Source organism: Pseudoalteromonas sp. S8-8 (assembly GCF_000497875.1).
Lineage (GTDB): Bacteria > Pseudomonadota > Gammaproteobacteria > Enterobacterales > Alteromonadaceae > Pseudoalteromonas > Pseudoalteromonas arctica.
On sequence record NZ_AUTR01000065.1, the window covers coordinates 55,290 to 74,549 of the forward strand.

18 protein-coding genes are annotated in these 19,260 nt (G+C 40.6%); 11 read left to right on the forward strand and 7 right to left on the reverse strand.

The annotated features are described in order from the left end of the window. Positions 1-149 precede the first annotated feature (149 nt). Complete coding sequence (gene efpL, locus L659_RS0119835; RefSeq protein ID WP_007580599.1) at positions 150-722, reverse strand: elongation factor P-like protein EfpL; 573 nt, start codon at positions 720-722, stop codon at positions 150-152. 194 nt (positions 723-916) lie between these two features. On the opposite strand from efpL, the gene L659_RS0119840 reads away from it, so the two are divergent. Then, on the forward strand, positions 917-1,303 hold the full coding sequence (locus L659_RS0119840; protein ID WP_007580596.1) for an MmcQ/YjbR family DNA-binding protein: 387 nt from the start codon (positions 917-919) through the stop codon (positions 1,301-1,303). 36 nt (positions 1,304-1,339) lie between these two features. On the opposite strand, the gene L659_RS0119845 is transcribed toward L659_RS0119840, so the two are convergent. The 3 genes from L659_RS0119845 to fadI form a co-directional block, all read right to left on the reverse strand. Beyond that, complete coding sequence (locus L659_RS0119845) at positions 1,340-1,849, reverse strand: GNAT family N-acetyltransferase (protein ID WP_007580595.1); 510 nt, start codon at positions 1,847-1,849, stop codon at positions 1,340-1,342. A 73-nt stretch (positions 1,850-1,922) separates the two neighbouring features. Continuing rightward, positions 1,923-4,130, reverse strand: coding sequence for a fatty acid oxidation complex subunit alpha FadJ (fadJ, locus tag L659_RS0119850; RefSeq protein ID WP_024591644.1), 2,208 nt, complete (start codon positions 4,128-4,130; stop codon positions 1,923-1,925). Continuing rightward, positions 4,130-5,440, reverse strand: a complete 1,311-nt coding sequence (gene fadI / locus L659_RS0119855) for an acetyl-CoA C-acyltransferase FadI (protein ID WP_004335629.1) — start codon at positions 5,438-5,440, stop codon at positions 4,130-4,132. Before fadI ends, fadJ begins: the two co-directional genes overlap by 1 nt. A 306-nt stretch (positions 5,441-5,746) precedes the next feature. Here fadI and L659_RS0119860 point away from each other — a divergent pair, with 306 nt between their 5' ends. The 9 genes from L659_RS0119860 (at position 5,747) to L659_RS0119900 (ending at position 15,067) form a co-directional block, all read left to right on the forward strand. Then, positions 5,747-6,703: an AAA family ATPase gene (locus tag L659_RS0119860; RefSeq protein ID WP_004335627.1), complete on the forward strand. Its 957-nt coding sequence runs from the start codon at positions 5,747-5,749 to the stop codon at positions 6,701-6,703. Positions 6,704-6,706: 3 nt separating this feature from the next. Next, on the forward strand, positions 6,707-7,651 hold the full coding sequence (locus L659_RS0119865; RefSeq protein WP_010554656.1) for a DUF58 domain-containing protein: 945 nt from the start codon (positions 6,707-6,709) through the stop codon (positions 7,649-7,651). Positions 7,652-7,653: 2 nt separating this feature from the next. Continuing rightward, the gene (locus L659_RS0119870) at positions 7,654-8,088 is read left to right on the forward strand and encodes a DUF4381 domain-containing protein (RefSeq protein ID WP_004335624.1); all 435 of its coding nucleotides are present in this window, start codon (positions 7,654-7,656) and stop codon (positions 8,086-8,088) included. Beyond that, a complete protein-coding gene (locus tag L659_RS0119875; RefSeq protein ID WP_024591645.1) occupies positions 8,081-9,067 on the forward strand; it encodes a vWA domain-containing protein in 987 nt (328 codons plus the stop codon). The genes L659_RS0119870 and L659_RS0119875 overlap by 8 nt, the downstream gene beginning before the upstream one ends. Further along, positions 9,067-11,019, forward strand: a complete 1,953-nt coding sequence (locus tag L659_RS0119880; RefSeq protein WP_024591646.1) for a VWA domain-containing protein — start codon at positions 9,067-9,069, stop codon at positions 11,017-11,019. The genes L659_RS0119875 and L659_RS0119880 overlap by 1 nt, the downstream gene beginning before the upstream one ends. Continuing rightward, positions 11,013-12,671, forward strand: a complete 1,659-nt coding sequence (locus L659_RS0119885; protein WP_024591647.1) for a BatD family protein — start codon at positions 11,013-11,015, stop codon at positions 12,669-12,671. The genes L659_RS0119880 and L659_RS0119885 overlap by 7 nt, the downstream gene beginning before the upstream one ends. Before the next feature lie 61 nt (positions 12,672-12,732). Beyond that, positions 12,733-13,290 (forward strand): sigma-70 family RNA polymerase sigma factor, encoded by a 558-nt coding sequence (locus L659_RS0119890; RefSeq protein ID WP_032827217.1) that lies wholly within the window; start codon positions 12,733-12,735, stop codon positions 13,288-13,290. Next, complete coding sequence (locus tag L659_RS0119895) at positions 13,290-14,042, forward strand: DUF3379 family protein (RefSeq protein ID WP_024591648.1); 753 nt, start codon at positions 13,290-13,292, stop codon at positions 14,040-14,042. The genes L659_RS0119890 and L659_RS0119895 overlap by 1 nt, the downstream gene beginning before the upstream one ends. A gap of 164 nt (positions 14,043-14,206) precedes the next feature. Further along, positions 14,207-15,067 (forward strand): Tim44 domain-containing protein, encoded by an 861-nt coding sequence (locus tag L659_RS0119900; RefSeq protein ID WP_024591649.1) that lies wholly within the window; start codon positions 14,207-14,209, stop codon positions 15,065-15,067. A gap of 48 nt (positions 15,068-15,115) precedes the next feature. Here L659_RS0119900 and ggt read toward each other — a convergent pair whose 3' ends face one another. After that, complete coding sequence (ggt, locus tag L659_RS0119905) at positions 15,116-16,789, reverse strand: gamma-glutamyltransferase (protein WP_024591650.1); 1,674 nt, start codon at positions 16,787-16,789, stop codon at positions 15,116-15,118. Between the two features lie 92 nt (positions 16,790-16,881). Continuing rightward, a complete protein-coding gene (locus tag L659_RS0119910) occupies positions 16,882-17,424 on the reverse strand; it encodes a GNAT family N-acetyltransferase (protein WP_024591651.1) in 543 nt (180 codons plus the stop codon). A 51-nt stretch (positions 17,425-17,475) separates the two neighbouring features. Here L659_RS0119910 and L659_RS0119915 point away from each other — a divergent pair, with 51 nt between their 5' ends. Next, positions 17,476-17,841 carry a hypothetical protein gene (locus tag L659_RS0119915; protein WP_024591652.1) on the forward strand — a complete coding sequence of 122 codons (366 nt, stop codon included), beginning with the start codon at positions 17,476-17,478 and terminating at the stop codon, positions 17,839-17,841. Positions 17,842-17,944: 103 nt separating this feature from the next. Here L659_RS0119915 and fabB read toward each other — a convergent pair whose 3' ends face one another. After that, entirely contained in the window at positions 17,945-19,156 is a 1,212-nt protein-coding gene (gene fabB / locus L659_RS0119920; RefSeq protein ID WP_024591653.1) for a beta-ketoacyl-ACP synthase I, read from the reverse strand. Between the last annotated feature and the right edge of the window lie 104 nt (positions 19,157-19,260).

The window sequence follows — 19,260 nt, forward strand, 5'->3', positions numbered from 1 at the left end:
TTTTTATATCTAGTTGTTCTCGGCAATTGCTCCCTGCATTGCTCTACCTCCTGCATCCATGCAGTCGTAAATAAAAAACTTTTAACGACGTTATAGTGCAATTTAATTCGTTAAATTGATCAAGGATTTATGCAGGTTGGTATTGCAAGTTACTTTTCAGCACGACCCATAAATTTGTGTTCAACAGTATTAATACGGATACGGTCACCTGTTGAAATATGCTCTGGCACAGAAATATTTAAGCCAGTAGACATACGTGCAGGTTTTGAACGAGCACTCGCAGATGCACCTTTGATAGATGGGTCTGTTTCTTCAACAACAAGTTCAACACTTGACGGTAAATCAAGCCCTACTGGCGCGCCATCAATAACAATTACGTGTACGCCTTGTGTTTCTTCATTAACAAATAAAATTTCTTCGCTAATAGCATCTTTGCTTAAGTTATAAGGCGTGTAATCTTCATTATCCATGAACACATACTCGTCACCATCAATGTACGATAGCATTACTTCACGGCGTGTTAAATCAGCCAGCGTTAGCATGTCACTGTCTTTGAATGTTTCGTCAACTTTACCACCGGTTACCACATCGTATAAACGCATACGGTATAAACTACCACCAGCACGACCTTGCGGCACAGAGCGCACAATATCTTTTACAACTAAAACGCGGCCATTGAAGTCAATAGCAGTACCTTTTTTAACATCACTCGCCTTTGGCATGTGTGAATTCCTATTATTTTTTTGATTGCCAGAAACATACCACGAACTGGATTTTGTTCAACTAAAATTACGTTGGTTTTACGCTACATGTTGTATTAGCTTGTAAAATTTTAATTTATACTAAAATACATATAATCAAATGTGAAAAAAACTGCTATGGTAGCTTTACCGAGTATGACTTCAAGGAATGGATCATGGACCAGAAAAAAGTACATGAGTATTTAGTTAAAAAACCACTTGTTCAGGTTACAAAACCATTTGCGCAAGAGGTTGATGTATATAAAGTGAATCATAAAATGTTTGCGACTCTTGCTATTGGCAATGACGGTCAAACTAATGATGATGGTGAGGTTATTTGGTGGCTTAACTTAAAGTGCGATCCTGATGAAGCAATATCATTGCGTGATATTTTCCCGGCAGTGATCCCTGGTTACCATATGAATAAACGCTTATGGAACACAGTAATTTTAGACGGCACAATTCCACAAGGTGAAATTGAGAGAATGATTGATAACTCATTTAATTTAGTCGTAGAAAACATGCCAGAAAAAGACCGAAAAGCTATTTCACTTCACTTGTAAACACTTTTTGGGCTAGGCTACTAGCCCATTAAAACCCTACACCTTAAGCGTATAAATTAAATCGTCATATAACTTTTCGCCTATTGTATGCACTTTAAAAAGTGTATCGGTATGGGTTAAACCGCACTTACCAAGCACCTTTTCAGAACCAATATTGCCACGCGTTACGACTGCTTTAAACTGCCTAATACCACATTCTTTCCAAGCCCAGTCAATCACAGCTCTTAGGGATTCTGTCGCGTAGCCTTTATTAAAATACTCTGGCAATAATAAATAACCAAGCTCTGCGGTTTCTCCGTCATAGGCAAAACCTGTAACACCCACAGGTTGTTTTGTTTGATTATTAATAATGAGTAAACACAGGGGATGACGTGATTTAGCATTCCACTTAGGCAAGCGTATCTCAAAGCGGTTTCTTACCAGTGACTCCATTGGCATATCAAAACAATACTTGAGGACTTGAGGATCGCGATGAAGCGCAAGAAAAAGAGGCCAATCAGATTCTTCCATTTGGTATATGCTCAATCTTTGTGTAAATAATGTCATTAAGCTCCTCATTTATTTATAAAAACTATAAAAAAACCGCATTTAAATGCGGTTTTTTTAGATAGCAGAAACTTTATTCTTTCGTTTCAATCTCTTTGGTAACTTCAGGCTCAGTTACACTTTGCTCTTGTGACTCAGTGCTTTGTACTTCAGGAGCTACAACCTCAACATGTGTTGCGTTATAAAAAGTAGCACCAGAGCTTGCCATTGTTACCAGTGATTCACATGGTGCAAAGTTAGCATCGCTGTTAGCTAATGTAGACATATCAGAGCTTATTTTACTTGCGCCTAATTTATCCATATAGCTAAACGGGCCACCTAAAAATGGTGGAAAACCAATACCAAATATTGCACCGATATCGCCATCACGTGGGCTGGCAATAATGCCATCATCTAAACAGCGTACTGCTTCGTTAAGCATTTGCGATACACAACGCTTAGCAATTTCGCTCTTGTTTAAACGTGGAGCCGGGGTAACACCCAATAGTTCGTAAACTGACTCATCAACCTTTTTGCCTTTTTTATCGTATTCATAAAAACCACGACCAGACTTACGGCCAAGGCGTTTTGAATCAATCATACGCATAAATGCATCAGGGCCTTTAAAACGCTCGCCTAATTCTTTTTCAAGAATTGGGGCAATTTTAGAGCCAATATCAATACCTACTTCATCAAGTAGAGCCAGCGGGCCTACCGGAAAACCAAACTCAACAAGCGCCGCATCAATCTTTTCAATTGGCTCGCCTGCTAACATTAAGTTAGCAGCTTCGTTTAAGTAAGGCGCTAAAATACGGTTGACGTAAAAACCGGCCATGTCTTTTACAACAATTGGCGTTTTACCTTGCTTACGTGCAAAGTTAACAACGCGGGCAATGGTCTCTTGAGACGTACCTTCGTGTGGAATAATTTCCACTAATGGCATTTTTTCCACTGGTGAAAAGTAATGCAAGCCAATTACATTTTCAGGACGTGCTGCCTGCGCTGCAATTTGCGATATTGGTAATGATGACGTGTTACTTGCAAAAATTGTATTTGCTTGGCATTGCTGCTCTACGTCTGCAACCATACCTTGCTTAAGTGCAAGATCTTCAAACACCGCTTCTATTACTAAATCAATGTGTTTAAAGCCACTGTAGTCAGTTGTACCTGTAATACGGTTCATCGTTAACTGCACATCAGCTTTAGGCATAATACGACGCTTAAGACGCTTATCTAAAATTTTATAGGTGTAGCTCATTGCATTACTAATGCCCTGCTCTGCTACATCTTTAATACGTACCGGTACTTTAGCTTTAACAGCACTTACGTGCGCAATGCCTGCGCCCATTAGTCCACCACCTAAAACAGCAGTTTTGCTTATTGCGGGTGCGTCATCATTGCGCCACTCTTTTTTCATTTCAGTGGTTGCAAAGAAAATACCGCGAAGCGCTTTCGATTCGTCACTCATTACAAGTGTTGCAAAGCTTTCAGCTTCTGTTTTATACGCTTTTAGCTCATCAAGCTCTACACTAGCTCGCACTGCTTTAATAATAGCGAGTGGTGCTGGGTAGTGCCCGCCCGTTTTTTTAAGTACGTTTTCTTTTGCTTTTTTAAAGATAAAGTTACGACCAAACGGGTTTGACTCTAGTAATTTACTAATATTGTCGAGCTTTGGCTCTTTTGCTTGTGGCTTTTTCTTAGTCGCAAATTCTTTTGCAACTTTTAGCAGCACACTGTGCGGTACACAGTCATCAAGCACACCTGCTTTTTTAGCTTGCTTAGGGCGAATCTGTTTACCTGTTAGCATCCACTCTAGTGCTTTTTGAATACCAACAATTTTAGTTAAGCGTTGGGTGCCGCCGCCACCAGGAAGTAAACCAAGTTGCACTTCTGGTAAGCCAATTTTTGTTAAATCACTGTCGGTACCAACACGGTAATCACATGCTAAAGCAAACTCTAAACCACCACCTAATGCAGCGCCATGAATCGCACTTACTGTTGTGTATGGCAATTTTGTCATATCAAAAAACGCTTGATGACATAGCTCGCTAATAGCTAAAGCATCTTCACGCTTTTGAACGCTATCGAGCATTTTTACATCGGCGCCAGCAATAAAGTTATCGCTTTTTCCGCTTATAAATACCATGCCTTTTACATTTTGCGACTTAGCGTCTTCTAGTAACGCTTTTAAATCATCGGCAAAACTGCTGCGCAGGGTATTCATTTTCTCACCCGGCACATCAATCGTTACCACGGCGATTTTATTTTCATCTACCGCTAAATTAAATACTGAATCTGTCATTACGCGCTCTCCAATACAAAGGCTGCACCTAAACCACCAGCAGCACACGCTGTTGTTAATGCTAAACCGCCACCACGACGTTTAAGCTCGTGTAAGCTTTGCGTAATTAAGCGTGCACCTGTCGCTGCAAATGGGTGACCATATGCTAAAGAGCCGCCGTTAACGTTAAACTTATCCATGTTAATTTCGCCAATTGCTTTGCTGCGACCTAAATGCTCTTGTGCAAATTTGTCTGAAGCAAACATTTTCATATTGGCAAGTGTTTGCGATGCAAACGCTTCGTGCATTTCAATTAAATCTAAATCAGCAAGCGTAATACCCGCTCTATCTAGTGCAATAGGCGTTGAATGAGCTGGGCCCATTAACATGTCTTTTTCTACGCCAATTGCCGAAAATGCAAAGCTACGTACGTAACCTAGTATTTCATAACCTAGTGCTTTTGCTTTGCTTTCGCTCATCATAAGTACGGCCGCTGCACCATCAGTTAATGGTGTTGCATTTGCGGCGGTAACAGTACCGTGCTGACGGTCAAAAACAGGTTTAAGCTTGGCGTAGCCTTCAACAGTTGAGTTTTTACGAATGTTATTATCTTCTGAAATAAAGCTTTTATATGGCGGTAAATGTGCCGTCATTACTTCATCTTTTAACTTTCCATCAGCCCATGCTTGCGTTGCAAGTGAGTGAGAACGATGCGCTAACGCATCTTGATCTTCACGGCTAATATTATGTGTTTTAGCCATTTGCTCAGCAGTTTGCCCCATTGAAAGGCCTGTTGAGTACTCTGCAACTGCAGGAGGCACTGGTAATAAATCTTTTAAGCGCAGTTTTGAAAATATTTTTAAACGTTGACCAAGCGTACGCGCTTTATTTAAATCAACTAAGCTGCCTGCTAGCTTTTTACTAACACCAATTGGCAATACTGATGACGAATCTGCGCCGCCTGCAATACCTACACTTACAGATCCCGCCATAATAGACTCAGCTACATTAGCAATAGCCTGAAAGCTGGTAGCACATGCGCGCGATACAGAATATGCATCAACCGATACCGGCATACCTGTGCCCAATACAATTTCACGTGCAATATTTGGCGCTTCTGGCATTTGTACTACTTGACCAAATACAAGTTGATCAATTTCTGACTTGTTAAAATTTAATCGTTCAAGCATTTCGTTAACCACCAATTTACCCATATCAAGTGCTGGTACATGGTGAAACGCTGTTGCTTGCTTTGCAAAAGGTGTACGTAAGCCGCTGACTATGGCAATACGGTCGCCCTTTGGTGTTTTTAGTATGTTTTGCTCAGACATTTATGCTCTCCCGCTGACAGGTCTGACCTGTTTGTTTTCCTCGATTCTAAACAACCCGTGTACTAAAGCCAATAGATAAACACAAATTTATATAAATAGTGTTTAATTACGACTATCACAATAGGCTTTTTTAGACGCATTTACAAAGTTTTGTGGTACGCTAAAAATCGTTAAAAAATAACGAACTATTTTAAAAAATACAGTCTAACTCTTGAGTTACCCAATTATAAACCTTATAAATAGGTCAGTATTTATCACCTAACACTATTAGGTACAAACCCAGCTGACGAGGACAGTCCACTTATTATGGCAGCTAACGCATTTTCACAATTAAAAACGTACTTAGATACACAAATCATTGGCCAGCCAGAGCTTACACAAGCGCTACTTATTGCTATTTTAGCTGATGGTCACTTATTAGTAGAAGGCCCTCCTGGGCTTGCAAAAACACGTGCAGTTAATGCACTTGCTAAAGGTATTGAAGGATCGTTTCAGCGCGTACAGTTTACGCCAGACTTATTACCGGCTGATGTAACAGGTACCGATATTTACCGCCAACAAACTAGCGAGTTTGTATTTGAAAAAGGCCCTCTTTTTCACAACCTAATTTTAGCTGACGAAATTAACCGTGCACCAGCCAAAGTACAATCAGCACTATTAGAAGCCATGGCAGAGCGACAAGTGACCGTGGGTAAAAACACTTATCCGCTTAGCGAACTATTTTTAGTTATGGCAACACAAAACCCGCTAGAGCAAGAAGGGACTTACCCGTTACCAGAAGCCCAGCTGGATCGCTTTTTACTGCACCTAAGTATTGGCTACCCTGGCGCAGAGCATGAGCTTGATATACTACGTTTAACACGTGGCGAAGCGCTTAACGAGCAACAACCAGTAATGCAAAAAATTAGTCAAAGCGATTTATTTGCAGCTCGTAAAGAAATATTAGGCCTTTATTTAGCAGAGCCGCTTGAGCAATATTTAGTACAACTTATTATTGCCACTCGTGAAGGCGCTAAATTAGATGCGCAACTAGGTAGCTGGATTGAATTTGGTGCAAGTCCGCGTGCAACAATAGCACTTGATAAATGTGCTCGTGCTCATGCATGGCTTCAAGGCCGTGACTTTGTAGCACCTGATGACATTCAAGCTGTTGTGCATAACGTACTGCGTCACCGCATTATTTTAAGTTACGAAGCCCAAGCCGATGGCATTACTAAAGATCAAGTAATAAGCCGTATAGTTGAACTTGTAGCCGTACCATAAGTTATGCAAAAACAATTAGAATCCCAAGCATGGCTCAAACAGAGCCATAGCCACGGTGTTAATTTAGCACTCAAAGAGCTGATGTATTACAAAGCCAAAGCGCAATTGCTCGAACTTGCCCCTAAGGTAAAAATAAAAAACACCTTAACAGGGCAATACCTTGCACCGCACAAAGGTCGAGGAATGGAATTTGCCGAAGTGCGACATTATCAGCAAGGTGACGATATTCGTTCTATTGATTGGCGAGTTACTGCGCGTACCGGCGAGACTCACACAAAGCTCTTTCAAGAAGAAAAAGAGCGCCCTGTGTTTGTATTTACTGATTTTTCAAACTCAATGCTGTTTGGTTCAAAGTTACTATTAAAGTCGGTGCAAGCTGCGCATATAAGCGCTCTTGTTGCATGGTCGGCGTGTCAGCGCGGCGATAGAATTGGCGGTATTGTGTTTAATCAGCACTCGCATTTGGAGCTAAAGCCCAGCGCCCGTGAAAAAGCAGTCCTTAAGCTTTGTCATAATTTATGCGACAACCACCAGCAAGCGCTCAACAATATTGATAAAACAGCCCCTAACAACTTTAGCGATAACCTAAAGCGCCTTAATCATTTAGCAAAACCAGGCAGCTTAGTGTATTTGGTGTCTGATTTTAATGCTCTGGATGATGCCAGCTTTAAGCAACTCGAAATATTAAGCCGCCACTGCGAGCTGATTGGTTGCCATATAAGCGATCCATTTGAGCATCAGTTACCTGCGTTTAAGCAAGCCGTTACTGTTAATGCAAATGGTCAAGACTTTGCCCTACCATTAATGGATAACAGCTTTAGAGAACGCTTTGCTAAAAATGCTGAGCAAGCATTTAGTACGCGCTTTAATCGCTTAACTAAATCGGGTCTTAATTTAATATCATTCAATGCAGCAACACCGCTTGAGCTGCAATTAGTGAGAAAATAACCATGCAAACCAATCCACTCGATGGCCTGCACGATATAATAGCGCCAAGCCAAGTTAATTGGTGGCCACTCGCCCCTGCTTGGTGGGTTATTATTGCACTGCTGTTTTTAGCACTGTGCGCAGCTATTTATATATTTTACAAAAAACATAAATTTAAAAAGCCTAAACGCTACGCAATACAATTGAGCCAAAGTGAGCAAAATCCTCAGCAACTGCATATTATTTTAAAACGTTTAGTGATTGAATATTACGACAAGCGCCTTGCTGCGCAATCTACCTCTAAATGGTGCACAACACTTAATACACTCACCGGTTTGAGCTTTACAGAACAAGAAATACTAAGCTTGTATAACCCCAGCCAAAAAGATACAACACTGTGCGAAAAATTTCGCCAAGGTATTAAGCAATTTAAAATAAAGGAGTCAGTAAATGTTTGAATTTAGCTGGCCATGGTTATTTTTATTAATACCCTTACCTTTATTACTTTTACTATTAAAACCCGCAGCAAGTAATGCCAGTACGCGTTTACGTATACCCAGTTTTGCAAAGCACAATTTAACCAGTCAAAGCATTGAGCCACACGCACGACGTTTAAATCCTTTCGAGTGGGTAATTTGGTTATTACTTGTTACTGCCGCTGCCAATCCAACATGGTTAGATGAGCCAATCTCATTACCAAATGAAGGGCGCGATATAATGTTAGCAGTTGACTTATCAGGCTCAATGACCGAACAAGACATGGCTTACAATGGCCAATATGTTGACCGCCTTACCATGGTAAAAGCCGTACTCAGTGATTTTATAGAGCAGCGTCAAGGCGACAGGCTTGGGCTGATATTATTTGGCGACACCGCGTTTTTACAAACCCCGCTCACGCGCGACGTTAAAACAGTAAGTAAAATGCTCAGTGAAGCGCAAATTGGTTTAGTAGGACGCGCAACAGCCATTGGTGATGCATTGGGTCTTTCGGTAAAACGCTTTGCCAATAAAGATGAGAGTAACCGTATTGTGGTGCTATTAACCGACGGACAAAATACCGCGGGCAATTTAAACCCAGAAGATGCACTACTGCTAGCCCGCGAGGAAGGTATTAAAGTGTACACCATTGGCGTTGGCTCAGATAATCCGCGCGGCTTTAGCCTCTTTAATATGGGTGGCTCTAGTGGCAGTAGTTTAGATGAAAGCTTACTTAAAAAGATTGCCGAGCAAACTGGCGGATTATACTTTAGGGCCAAAGATGTAGCAGGCCTTCAACAAATTTATGCAGAGCTTGATAAACTTGAACCTATTAGCGCTGATGAACAAACATTTCGCCCACAAAGCTCATTATTTTACTACCCGTTACTTATCGCTATTTTACTTATTAGCTTAAAAGTAATGCTGAGTACACTGCGTGCATTAAAGGAGCCAAACTAATGGATTTTGAATTTATTCGCCCCGCTCTTTTATGGTTACTCATACCTGCTGTGGCATTATTTTTTGTCGCCTTAATTAAGCATAAAAAAACCACCAGTGAGCAGCTAATTGCACCGCATTTAGCACAATTTATAATGAGCGAAGCAAACACTAAAGCCAGCCAGCCACTTTGGTTAGTTGCTTTGTTTTGCAGCCTTGGCATTTTATTTAGTGCTGGGCCTAGCTTTGAGAAAAAACAAGTTCCTGTATTTCAAAGTAAAAGTGCCCGTGTAATTGTTATGGATATGTCGTACTCAATGTACAGCACCGATATTTTACCAAATCGTTTAATGCAATCACGCTTTAAAGCGCTTGATATGATTGAGCTATTTAGAGAAGGTGATACCGCGCTTGTAGCTTACGCAGGCACAGCCTATATAATATCGCCGCTAACAAACGACGCCACAACACTCAGTAATTTAATTCCAAGCTTAAGCCCTGAAATAATGCCAGACAAAGGCTCAAACGTTTTAGCCGGTCTTGATATGGCCAAAGAGCTATTAACGCAAGCGGGTTATATTGATGGCGACATTATTTTAGTGACCGACGGTATTGACCAGCAAGAACAAAGCGACGTGAGTAGCTTTACCAGTAACACCCAATATAGATTAAATATATATGGCGTGGGTACCGCTCAAGGCGCTCCAATTAAGTTACCTGAAGGTGGTTTTTTGAAAGACAGATACGGCCAAATTGTAGTACCTACTCTCAATGCCAGTCAGCTTAAAAATTTAGCATCGAGCAGTGGTGGTAAATTTGCTAGTTACCAGCCTAGTAATAACGACATAAATACGTTTGCCCCAAATGCACAGAGTGAATTATTGAAAGACGAAAAACAAAGCCACGCACTTTGGCGAATAGATGCAGGTATATACGGACTCTTGTTATTACTGCCATTTGGTTTGTATTTATTTAGACGCGCTGCCTTGTTAGGCGCATTTTTAGCTTTTGGTTTTTTACCGCAGCAAAATGCGTATGCCGTAGAGCTCCCTACTCTTTTGCAAAATGCAGATCAACGTGCATTAGAGGCTTACAATAATAAAGAATACGATGCAGCAACACAGGCGCAATCGAGTGAGTTAAAAGGCGCGGCGCTTTACCAGCAAGGTAATTTTGATGCTGCACTTAATGAGTTTAGTAATGATAAGTCGGCTACCGGTTTATACAACTACGGTAATGCCCTCGCCAAAGCTGGCAAGCTTGAGGACGCCATTGAAGCCTACAAACAAGCCCAAACCTTACAAGACGACTTTACACAAGCAACTGACAACCAAGCTTTAGTTGAACAATTACTCAATCAACAAGAGCAACAAAACCAGCAAGATCAGCAAAGCGACGGCGACGACTCTCAAGACCAAGATGATAGCCAGAAAAAAGATGAGCAAAACCAAGGGCAAAATTCTGATGAGTCAAAACAGGATAAGCAACAAAATGGTGATAAAAGCGATTCTGAAAAAGGCGAAAACGAAAGTCAAAGCTCAAGCGATGAAAAATCTGATAAAGAATCAGATAAAGAATCAGATAAAGAGTCTGAACAATCAAAAGATCAACAAGGTGAGCCTGGTGAGCAATCAGACAAGCAAAATGAACCTGATATGCAAGCTCAGCCACAAAGTGAGCAAGGGCAAAATAAAGACGCTGACCAGCCTCAAGACGAGCAGCAACAAAGTAAGCCACAAACAATGAGTGAGCAACCTGCTACTGATGAGCAAAAACAAAGTGCTCAGCAACAAGCTATGCAAGCCCAAGCAAGTGAGCTCACTAATGAAGAAAAAGAAAAAGCACAACAGCTTAATCAACTACTTAGAAAAGTCCCGGACGATCCGGCTATTTTATTACGGAATAAAATGCAATTAGAAGCCCAAAAAAGACAATATAAACGTCGCCCTACAGGAGTCGAAAAATCATGGTAATGCGATTATTTTGCTGTTTATTGCTATTAAGTGCGATGCCTTCGTGGGCTGCCACCAAATTAGAAGCCAGCGTAGATAAAAACCCTGTTTTAGCGGGTGAATTTTTTATGCTTAATATATCCGTAGACGATACAGTTAAGGGCGAGCAACCAGACACCTCATCGCTGTTAAAAGACTTTGTGGTAGGCCCAACAAGCTTAAGTTCTCGTACCAACATTATTAATGGCAGCATTAATAAACAAACCACGTGGTCAGTTAAATTAATGACCCGTGCAGAGGGTGATTACACTATTCCGGCATTTAGCGTTGCAGGGTTAACCTCACAGCCTATTAAATTAAAAGTGGCAAAACGCTCAGTTGATGCAGATAAAAATAACGAAATATTTTTAAAAACGTCGCTCTCGAGTAATTCATTGTTTGTCCAAGAAGCCGGTGTTTACACTATTAAGCTTTACCTTGCGAAAGAACTGCTTGATGGCAGCTTAAGCACACCAAGTATGGAAGATGCTCAGCTAACCCAATTGGGTAAGCAAACTGAAAGCTATGAGCTTGTTGATGGTAAACGCTACCTTGTTATTACTCGCGAGTATTTGATTCAGCCACAAAAAAGTGGTGCGTACACTATTGCAGGCCCCGCTTTTCAAGGGCGAGTACAACAAAATTATCGTCAATTAGAAGTATCAGCTCTTGGCGACGATCAGCAAGTAGAAATCAAACCAATTCCGAGTGACTATAAAGGTGCATGGTTACCAAGCGAGCTGGTTAGTCTTGATGAAGAATGGCAACCTAACGACAACACCGTAGAAGTAGGTACGCCTATAACACGTACTATTACACTTACAGCGCTTGGGGTTACAAAAGAGCAATTACCTGAAATCTCTATGCCTACCATTGATGGCATACGCAGCTACCCTGATAAAAAAGAAAATAACAATGCAGTACGTGACGGACGCGTTGTATCGCAGCAAACTGCATCGTATGCATTATTGCCGCAAAAACCAGGTACTTACACTTTACCTGAAATACAGCTGCCTTGGTTTAATACTAAAATGAACCGTATTAGCGTAGCTACATTACCAAAGCGCACTATAACGGTAACGCCAAGTAGTACCGCACCTAATACCGCCGTGGCAAACCCACAATCAAACCCAAACAATTTACCTGCTATTGAAAATATTTCGAATCAAGCAACTGGTACACAACCTATTGAAACTAAAAGTGATACTCCTCTTTGGTTAATAGTTGTTGCCGCTTTAGGGTATATTTTATGGATTGGTACTGTAATTTTTTACTTAATGACCCGTTCTACTAAAAATACGACTGAAAATTTACAGCTAAACACCCGTGGTACTTCTCAGCCAAGCTTAAATGAGCTTAAAGCATTAGCCAAAACACACGATGTGAAAGCCTTTTACACCGCATTAAATAACTTTTCTGTAAAGGTGACCCATAAAAATGTTGGCGCGATTGATGAGCTCTGCATCCGCGTAAACAGCAGCGAGCTTAATGGTCTCATTAGCCAATTGCAGGCACAACTTTACAGTAATAAAGGCGCAAACACGGATCTTAATGCTATTATTAAAATTCTTGAGAACTATCAAACTCAGGCATCAAAGTCGCAACAAGCTGTATTAAAAGACCTTTATGATTAATAACTACGATACTCAGGTCTTTTTTTGCAATAACTAATAATTTTTAATTAAAAAAGTGCTTATGCTTGGAAAGAAAAAATCAAACAATCAGGTCTTAATCGATATGGCAGAGAAACAAAAGCGTTATGAAGCCTTGGTCCACGTTTACAATAAAGAGCTTTATCGCTTTGCTTATTGGTTATGCCGTGATCCGCACATAGCAGATGATTTAGTACAAGAAACGTTTTTACGCGCGTGGCGTTCTCTCGACTCTTTACTTGATCAAAAGGCAGCTAAACCCTGGCTGCTTACTATATTACGAAGAGAAAATGCGCGCCGATTTGAACGTAAACAGTTTGATTACAGCGACGTAGAAAACGATACGCTTGTTGATGAAACCAGCCACTCATTAGATGATGAAATGGAGCAAACGGTTATCCAACGCCAGATTGCCCTGTTATCTGATGAATACCGAGAGCCATTATTACTACAAGTTGTAATGGGCTGCTCTGGCGAAGAGATCGCAGGCATACTTAATTTAAATAAAAACACGGTAATGACTCGTTTATACCGTGCCCGAAATCAACTTAAAGAGGCTTTAAGCCGTGATGATGAACAACTTAAAGGGGCATCAAAATAATGGATGAACTTGAGTTTCGTCGCCGCACTATTGCGCAGCCAAACGACATTGACAAGGAGCTCATGGAGTTTGCTAACAATAACCCAGAGCGACAAAGTTTTATTAACGATATGAAAGATTTTGATAAATTTATTCAAGACTCTTTAGATATACCTGTGCCTGAAAACCTTGCAGACCGCATTCTTTTAAACACATCGTTAAAAGAAAAAGCACTACAAGAAGAGCAAGCAACAGGAAAAAATGTAGTTGATGCCCGTTCGCGTTTTAAGCTTGACCGCGTGCATCTTGCATTAGCAGCATCTTTTGTAGTGGCTATTAGTGCCTTCTTTTTTAGTACAGAGCAAAATATTGCACACGAAGCGGGTGAGCATGCGCTTGCCCATGTGTACTACGAAATTAGTGCGCTTGATAAAAAAGAGCCCATTAGCCTACAAAGCGTTAACGACAAGCTTGCAGTATTAGGTGGTCATCTTGATGAGCTTCCTGGTGATGTAACTTACGCTATGTTTTGTGATTTTAAAGGCGAAAAAGGGCTACATTTGATATTTGAGTCTGACTTTGGTCCTATGACGGTATTTATAGTGCCTTCTGAAAATAAATCATTTGGTTTTGGCGATGGTAATTTCAAAGACGAGCGCTTTGAAGGTCATATTAACCGAGGCTCACAAGCAGATACTATTTTAGTGGCAAGTGTTGGAGCACCTCTAAATACTTATAACGAACGCGTTACTGGCGCTATTCGTTGGCTTTAAAATAAACAAATTTACCGCTTAGTCCCTACTAAGCGGTTTTTTGATTATGTACCCACCAACAAACCTTTTCTTTTATACCTAAAACCTCTGATTTTTAAAGTAATTAATTAAACTCCTTAAGAAAGTAAATTATAATCGCGGCTCGATTTTAATTAGGGAATTTCATGAAGAACATCATCGTTATTTTTTCATTATTGGCATTATTATGTACTGCCAGTTTTGATGCACACGCACGTAAAAAGTTTGGCAGTAGCAAACGTGGACAAACTCCTGCAACACAACAAACAGCACAAAAGCAAAAAGCAGATACAACAACCCCAACAGCAGCACCTAAAGCCACATCAAATAAAAAAGGCATTATGGCTGGCGTTTTGGGTGGTCTTTTAGCGGGTGGCTTAATTGCAGCAATGTTAGGCGACGATTTTGAAGGTTTTAAGCTATTAGAAATGATTTTATTAGCTGGCGGACTATTTATTTTATTTAAGCTAGTAACAGGCTTTTTACGTACTAATCGTGCCCCACAACTTGCAAATGCCAGTGCAGGTACAAGTGCTCAGCAAAATGCTTTTAAACAAGCACCTATCGAGCAACCAACAAGTACAGGCTTTGCTAACAGCGCCCCACAAGATGAAAGTGTCCCTTTTAATTTACCACCTAACTTTGACGTTAATGGCTTTTTGCAAGGTGCCCGTAGTCATTACCATACGCTACAAACTGCATGGAATAATGCCGATTACACCACAATGGCTGAATACTTAAGCCCTGCGCTTGTTGCCGAGTTTAAAGCTGATCGTGAAGCTATACAGAGTGTAGACACTGAAGTAATGTTTATTGATGCCGAACTTGTGCGTGCAGATACAAATGCGCAATCGTGGCAGGTTAGTGCTCGCTTTAAAGGTAAGTACCGTGATTTAGGCGATAAAAAAGAACATCCTATTTTAGAAATTTGGCACTTAGAGCGCCTAATTTCAGACGATGCTCCATGGCTAATAGTGGGTGTTGAAGATTTAATTGATACTCAATAAGTTTTTATTATTTTAAACACCGCGCTTTTTAGCGCGGTGTTTTTTTATTTAAAAAACAATTGATTTACCGCGCCCTGATGCTTCAGAAGCGGCATCTAATTGACCCTCTTTATTAATAATAACGTGTAAGTCACCAAAGTGATTCTCGTCTATGGTGTAACCCATTTTGGTGAGTTCTGCTTTTACGCTATCGGTTAAACCAATGTGCGTTCTAATTATATTTTTAGGCCACAATTGATGATGAAAACGAGGGCTATTTACAACCTGCTCTGCAGTCATATCAAACTCTATCGCATTTAAGATAGATTCGTACACAGAGCTAATAATGGTTGTGCCACCAGGCGAGCCTGTCACCATTTTAACGGTGTTGTCTTTAAGTAGTATTGTAGGTGTCATAGAACTCAACATACGCTTGTGTGGCTGTATTTCGTTAGCTTTACCGCCTATTGCACCAAACACATTCATAACGCCTGGTTTGGCGCTAAAGTCGTCCATTTCATCATTTAAAATAAATCCCGCACCTTCAACAACGACACCGCTACCAAACCCTAAGTTTATTGTGGTGGTATTTGCTACAGCGTTACCCATTTTATCAACAATTGAAAAGTGCGTAGTTTGCTCACTTTCTTTAAGGCCCGGTTTAATATTTTCGGTAGTCGAGATAGCGGTTAACGAAATGCCATTACTGCGCTCTTTGAGGTAGTTAATATTAGTTAACGCGTTTACTGGAACATCAAAAAAATCAGGGTCGCCTAAATACTCTGCTCTATCTGCAAATACACGTTTACCTATTTCAGAAAGTAAGTGCACATACTGAGTCGAGTTATGCGCTAAGCCCGCATCTGGTTTTTGTGACTCATACATTTTGAGCCACTGTAAAATAGCAATACCACCTGAACTCGGCGGTGGCGAAGTAAGTACTTCATAACCATTCCAACTCGCTTTAATAGGTATACGTGATTTAGCGGTGTAACCTTTTAAATCATCTTGATTAATAATACCACCATGCTGGTGCATAAATTTAGCAATAATATTTGCAGTTTCTCCTTTATAAAATCCATCTTGGCCGTTATCACGAATACGCTTTAGCGTTGCCGCTAACTCTGGTTGCTTAAAGATTTTATTGGCTTTTACATCAGCAAAATATTTTTCAAAGTTTACATTTATTTTTTGCTCTTTTAGATGGGCTATATAATTACTCACACCTTTTGCTAACTTAGGCGGAACTACAAACCCTTGCTCAGCAAACGTTACAGCAGGCTGTACTAGTGCTTCCCACTTTAAAGTGCCATGCTTTTGATGGGCAAGCCACATACCCGCTACACTGCCAGGTACACCGCTTGCGTGAATGCCATATATTGATTTGTTTGCAATAACATTACCTTGCTCATCTAAATACATATCACGATGAGCCGCTGTTGGCGCTGTTTCGCGATAATCTATAAAATCGCCTTTGCCATCTTTTTGAATAAGCATAAATCCCCCGCCGCCAATATTTCCAGCTTCAGGAAGCGTCACTGCAAGTACAAATTGTGCCGTAATAGCTGCATCAACAGCATTACCGCCTTGCTCTAATATACTTTGAGCAGCATCCGCACTGAACGAGTCTGGCATTGCGACCGCGCTTTGCGCTAAAGGCTGCGCCAAAACACTAAAAGTAGTGAACTGTAAAACCAGTACACTTTTGACGATTAATTTACGTGGTGAAAAAAACAATCCCATACAACATCCTTAATTTATTATTTTTGTTGCCCATATTAATGCACGTCACTTAAGGACAGGTCAATCTTTATGCTGTTGATATTTAATCATCTTCAAACGTTTTTTGAATAAAGTACCGCGGGTAAGTCGCCTTGCTCATCTGTATGTGTATAATTTTTTATAAATTGCAGGCCTAACTTTTTCATTATTGTTATAGAGGCCGTATTATCTTTTAGTGCAGTTGCGCTTATCGCCTTAACGTCATCTTGCTTAATGAGTTCATCACATAATGCTAAAGCCGCCCCGGTTGCATAACCATGCCCCCAACTCGCTTGTTTAAAGCGCCAACCTATTTCAATATCGCTGTAATTTGGTGCATCACTAAAGAAATTCATAGGTCTTATTAATACCCAGCCAATAAATGTATTGGTTTGCTTTAGAGTGATACTCCACAGCCCCCAGCCTTTTAGCTCATTTCTATATGCGAGCATACGAGGCACTCCCTCATTTTTTATTTGCTCTAAAGAGGTAGGTACACCTCGCGTTAAATACTGCATTACGGCGGGGTCTTGGTCGAGTTCAAATAATTGAGGCCAATCGTGCTCATTCATTAATTTAAAATTTAATCGTTTTGTTACGGGGGCGTTCATTTTCATTGTTGTATAGTCTGCCTCGAATTAATTATCAGTCTCTAAAGGAGATAGCACATGAATAAATTAGCAGGTTTAGCTTTATTAGGCACTTTAATTACATTAACTGGTTGTGAAGATGCCAACGAAGTAAAAGAAGATGCAAAAGATAAAAGCGCACAAATGCAAGAAAAGCTTGGTGATGCATGGAACGACGTTAAAGAGACAACTAACGATCTTAAAAATGATGAGTCTTTAAACGAGCTATTAGAGCAAAGTAAAACAATGGGCTTAGACATGTACGACGACGGCAAAGAGATTGCGGTTGATGCATGGATTAAAAGCAAAGAAGCTGCTGGCGAGTTAACTGAGAAAACTAAGCAGAAAGCGCAAGATATTGCTGACGAAATTGAGCAAGCGCGTAAAGAACATAACGAAGGTTAATTTAACTTTCGATAATAAAAAAGGAAAGCCTCGGCTTTCCTTTTTTGTTTTAAGCTATTTAGCCCAGATATGTGTTTACATATTTAGGGCTTATAAGCTCAAATTAACCTTTGTACTTACTCATAACTAAAGTCGCGTTTGTGCCACCAAAGCCAAAGCTATTAGACATTACAGTATTTAACTCAACGTCACGACGCTCAGTAATAATATCTAAACCTTTTGCTTGTTCATCTAGCTCATCAATATTAATTGAAGGCGCTACAAAGCTGTGCTCTAGCATCAATAATGAGAAAATAGCTTCGTGAACACCTGCAGCACCGAGGGCATGACCCGTCATTGCTTTAGTAGCGCTGATCATTGGTGACTTACCACCAAACACTTCTTGAATCGCACCTAGCTCTTTAACATCGCCTACAGGCGTTGATGTGCCGTGCGTATTTAGGTAATCAATGCTATCTACATCTTGCATAGCTTGGCGCATACAACGTGCTGCACCTTCGCCAGATGGAGCAACCATGTCGTAGCCATCTGATGTTGCACCGTAACCAACAATTTCAGCGTAAATGTGCGCGCCACGTGCAAGTGCATGTTCAAGTTCTTCAACTACAACAATACCGCCGCCGCCAGATATAACAAAACCATCGCGATTTGCATCGTATGTACGAGACGCTTTTTCTGGTGTTTCGTTGTACTTAGTAGAAAGTGCGCCCATAGCGTCAAATTCCATTGCCAATGTCCAGTGTAGTTCTTCACCGCCACCAGCAAATACAACATCTTGCTTACCTAATTGAATTTGTTCTACTGCATTACCAATACAATGCGCAGATGTTGCACATGCAGAGCTAATTGAGTAGTTAACACCTTTAATTTTAAAGGGTGTTGCTAAACAAGCAGATGTAGTGCTCGCCATAGTACGTGGAACCATATAAGGCCCTACACGTTTTACGCCTTTTTCACGTAAAATATCAGCAGCTTCTACCTGCCATTTAGACGAACCACCGCCAGAGCCAACAATAATACCCGTGCGCTCATTTGATACTTGGTCGTCAGACAAACCTGAGTCTTCAATTGCTTGAGTCATCGAAATATAAGAATATGCAGCAGCATCACCCATAAAGCGCATTGCTTTGCGGTCAACATGTGCTTTAACGTCAATATCAATTTTACCCGATACGTTACTACGTAACTTATAATCGGCAAATTCTTGGTTAAAAGCGATACCGCTTTTGCCCGTTTTTAACGATTCTAATACTTCTTCTTTGTTGTTACCAATGCTTGATACAACACCGATACCTGTAATTACAGCTCTTCTCATGGGTAATTCCCTTAGCTTAATACTTAATTGCATTCTATTTTACGCGAATTTAATCACCTAAGTGGTCAGCTTTCTAGCGTACACTTGTACTCTGAACTGCTAGC

Coding starts and splice junctions, on each gene's coding strand:
- efpL (WP_007580599.1), bottom strand. CDS start 722: ATGCCAAAGGCGAGTGATGTTAAAAAAGGTACTGCTATTGACTTCAAT.
- L659_RS0119840 (WP_007580596.1), top strand. CDS start 917: ATGGACCAGAAAAAAGTACATGAGTATTTAGTTAAAAAACCACTTGTT.
- L659_RS0119845 (WP_007580595.1), bottom strand. CDS start 1,849: ATGACATTATTTACACAAAGATTGAGCATATACCAAATGGAAGAATCT.
- fadJ (WP_024591644.1), bottom strand. CDS start 4,130: ATGACAGATTCAGTATTTAATTTAGCGGTAGATGAAAATAAAATCGCC.
- fadI (WP_004335629.1), bottom strand. CDS start 5,440: ATGTCTGAGCAAAACATACTAAAAACACCAAAGGGCGACCGTATTGCC.
- L659_RS0119860 (WP_004335627.1), top strand. CDS start 5,747: ATGGCAGCTAACGCATTTTCACAATTAAAAACGTACTTAGATACACAA.
- L659_RS0119865 (WP_010554656.1), top strand. CDS start 6,707: ATGCAAAAACAATTAGAATCCCAAGCATGGCTCAAACAGAGCCATAGC.
- L659_RS0119870 (WP_004335624.1), top strand. CDS start 7,654: ATGCAAACCAATCCACTCGATGGCCTGCACGATATAATAGCGCCAAGC.
- L659_RS0119875 (WP_024591645.1), top strand. CDS start 8,081: ATGTTTGAATTTAGCTGGCCATGGTTATTTTTATTAATACCCTTACCT.
- L659_RS0119880 (WP_024591646.1), top strand. CDS start 9,067: ATGGATTTTGAATTTATTCGCCCCGCTCTTTTATGGTTACTCATACCT.
- L659_RS0119885 (WP_024591647.1), top strand. CDS start 11,013: ATGGTAATGCGATTATTTTGCTGTTTATTGCTATTAAGTGCGATGCCT.
- L659_RS0119890 (WP_032827217.1), top strand. CDS start 12,733: ATGCTTGGAAAGAAAAAATCAAACAATCAGGTCTTAATCGATATGGCA.
- L659_RS0119895 (WP_024591648.1), top strand. CDS start 13,290: ATGGATGAACTTGAGTTTCGTCGCCGCACTATTGCGCAGCCAAACGAC.
- L659_RS0119900 (WP_024591649.1), top strand. CDS start 14,207: ATGAAGAACATCATCGTTATTTTTTCATTATTGGCATTATTATGTACT.
- ggt (WP_024591650.1), bottom strand. CDS start 16,789: ATGGGATTGTTTTTTTCACCACGTAAATTAATCGTCAAAAGTGTACTG.
- L659_RS0119910 (WP_024591651.1), bottom strand. CDS start 17,424: ATGAAAATGAACGCCCCCGTAACAAAACGATTAAATTTTAAATTAATG.
- L659_RS0119915 (WP_024591652.1), top strand. CDS start 17,476: ATGAATAAATTAGCAGGTTTAGCTTTATTAGGCACTTTAATTACATTA.
- fabB (WP_024591653.1), bottom strand. CDS start 19,156: ATGAGAAGAGCTGTAATTACAGGTATCGGTGTTGTATCAAGCATTGGT.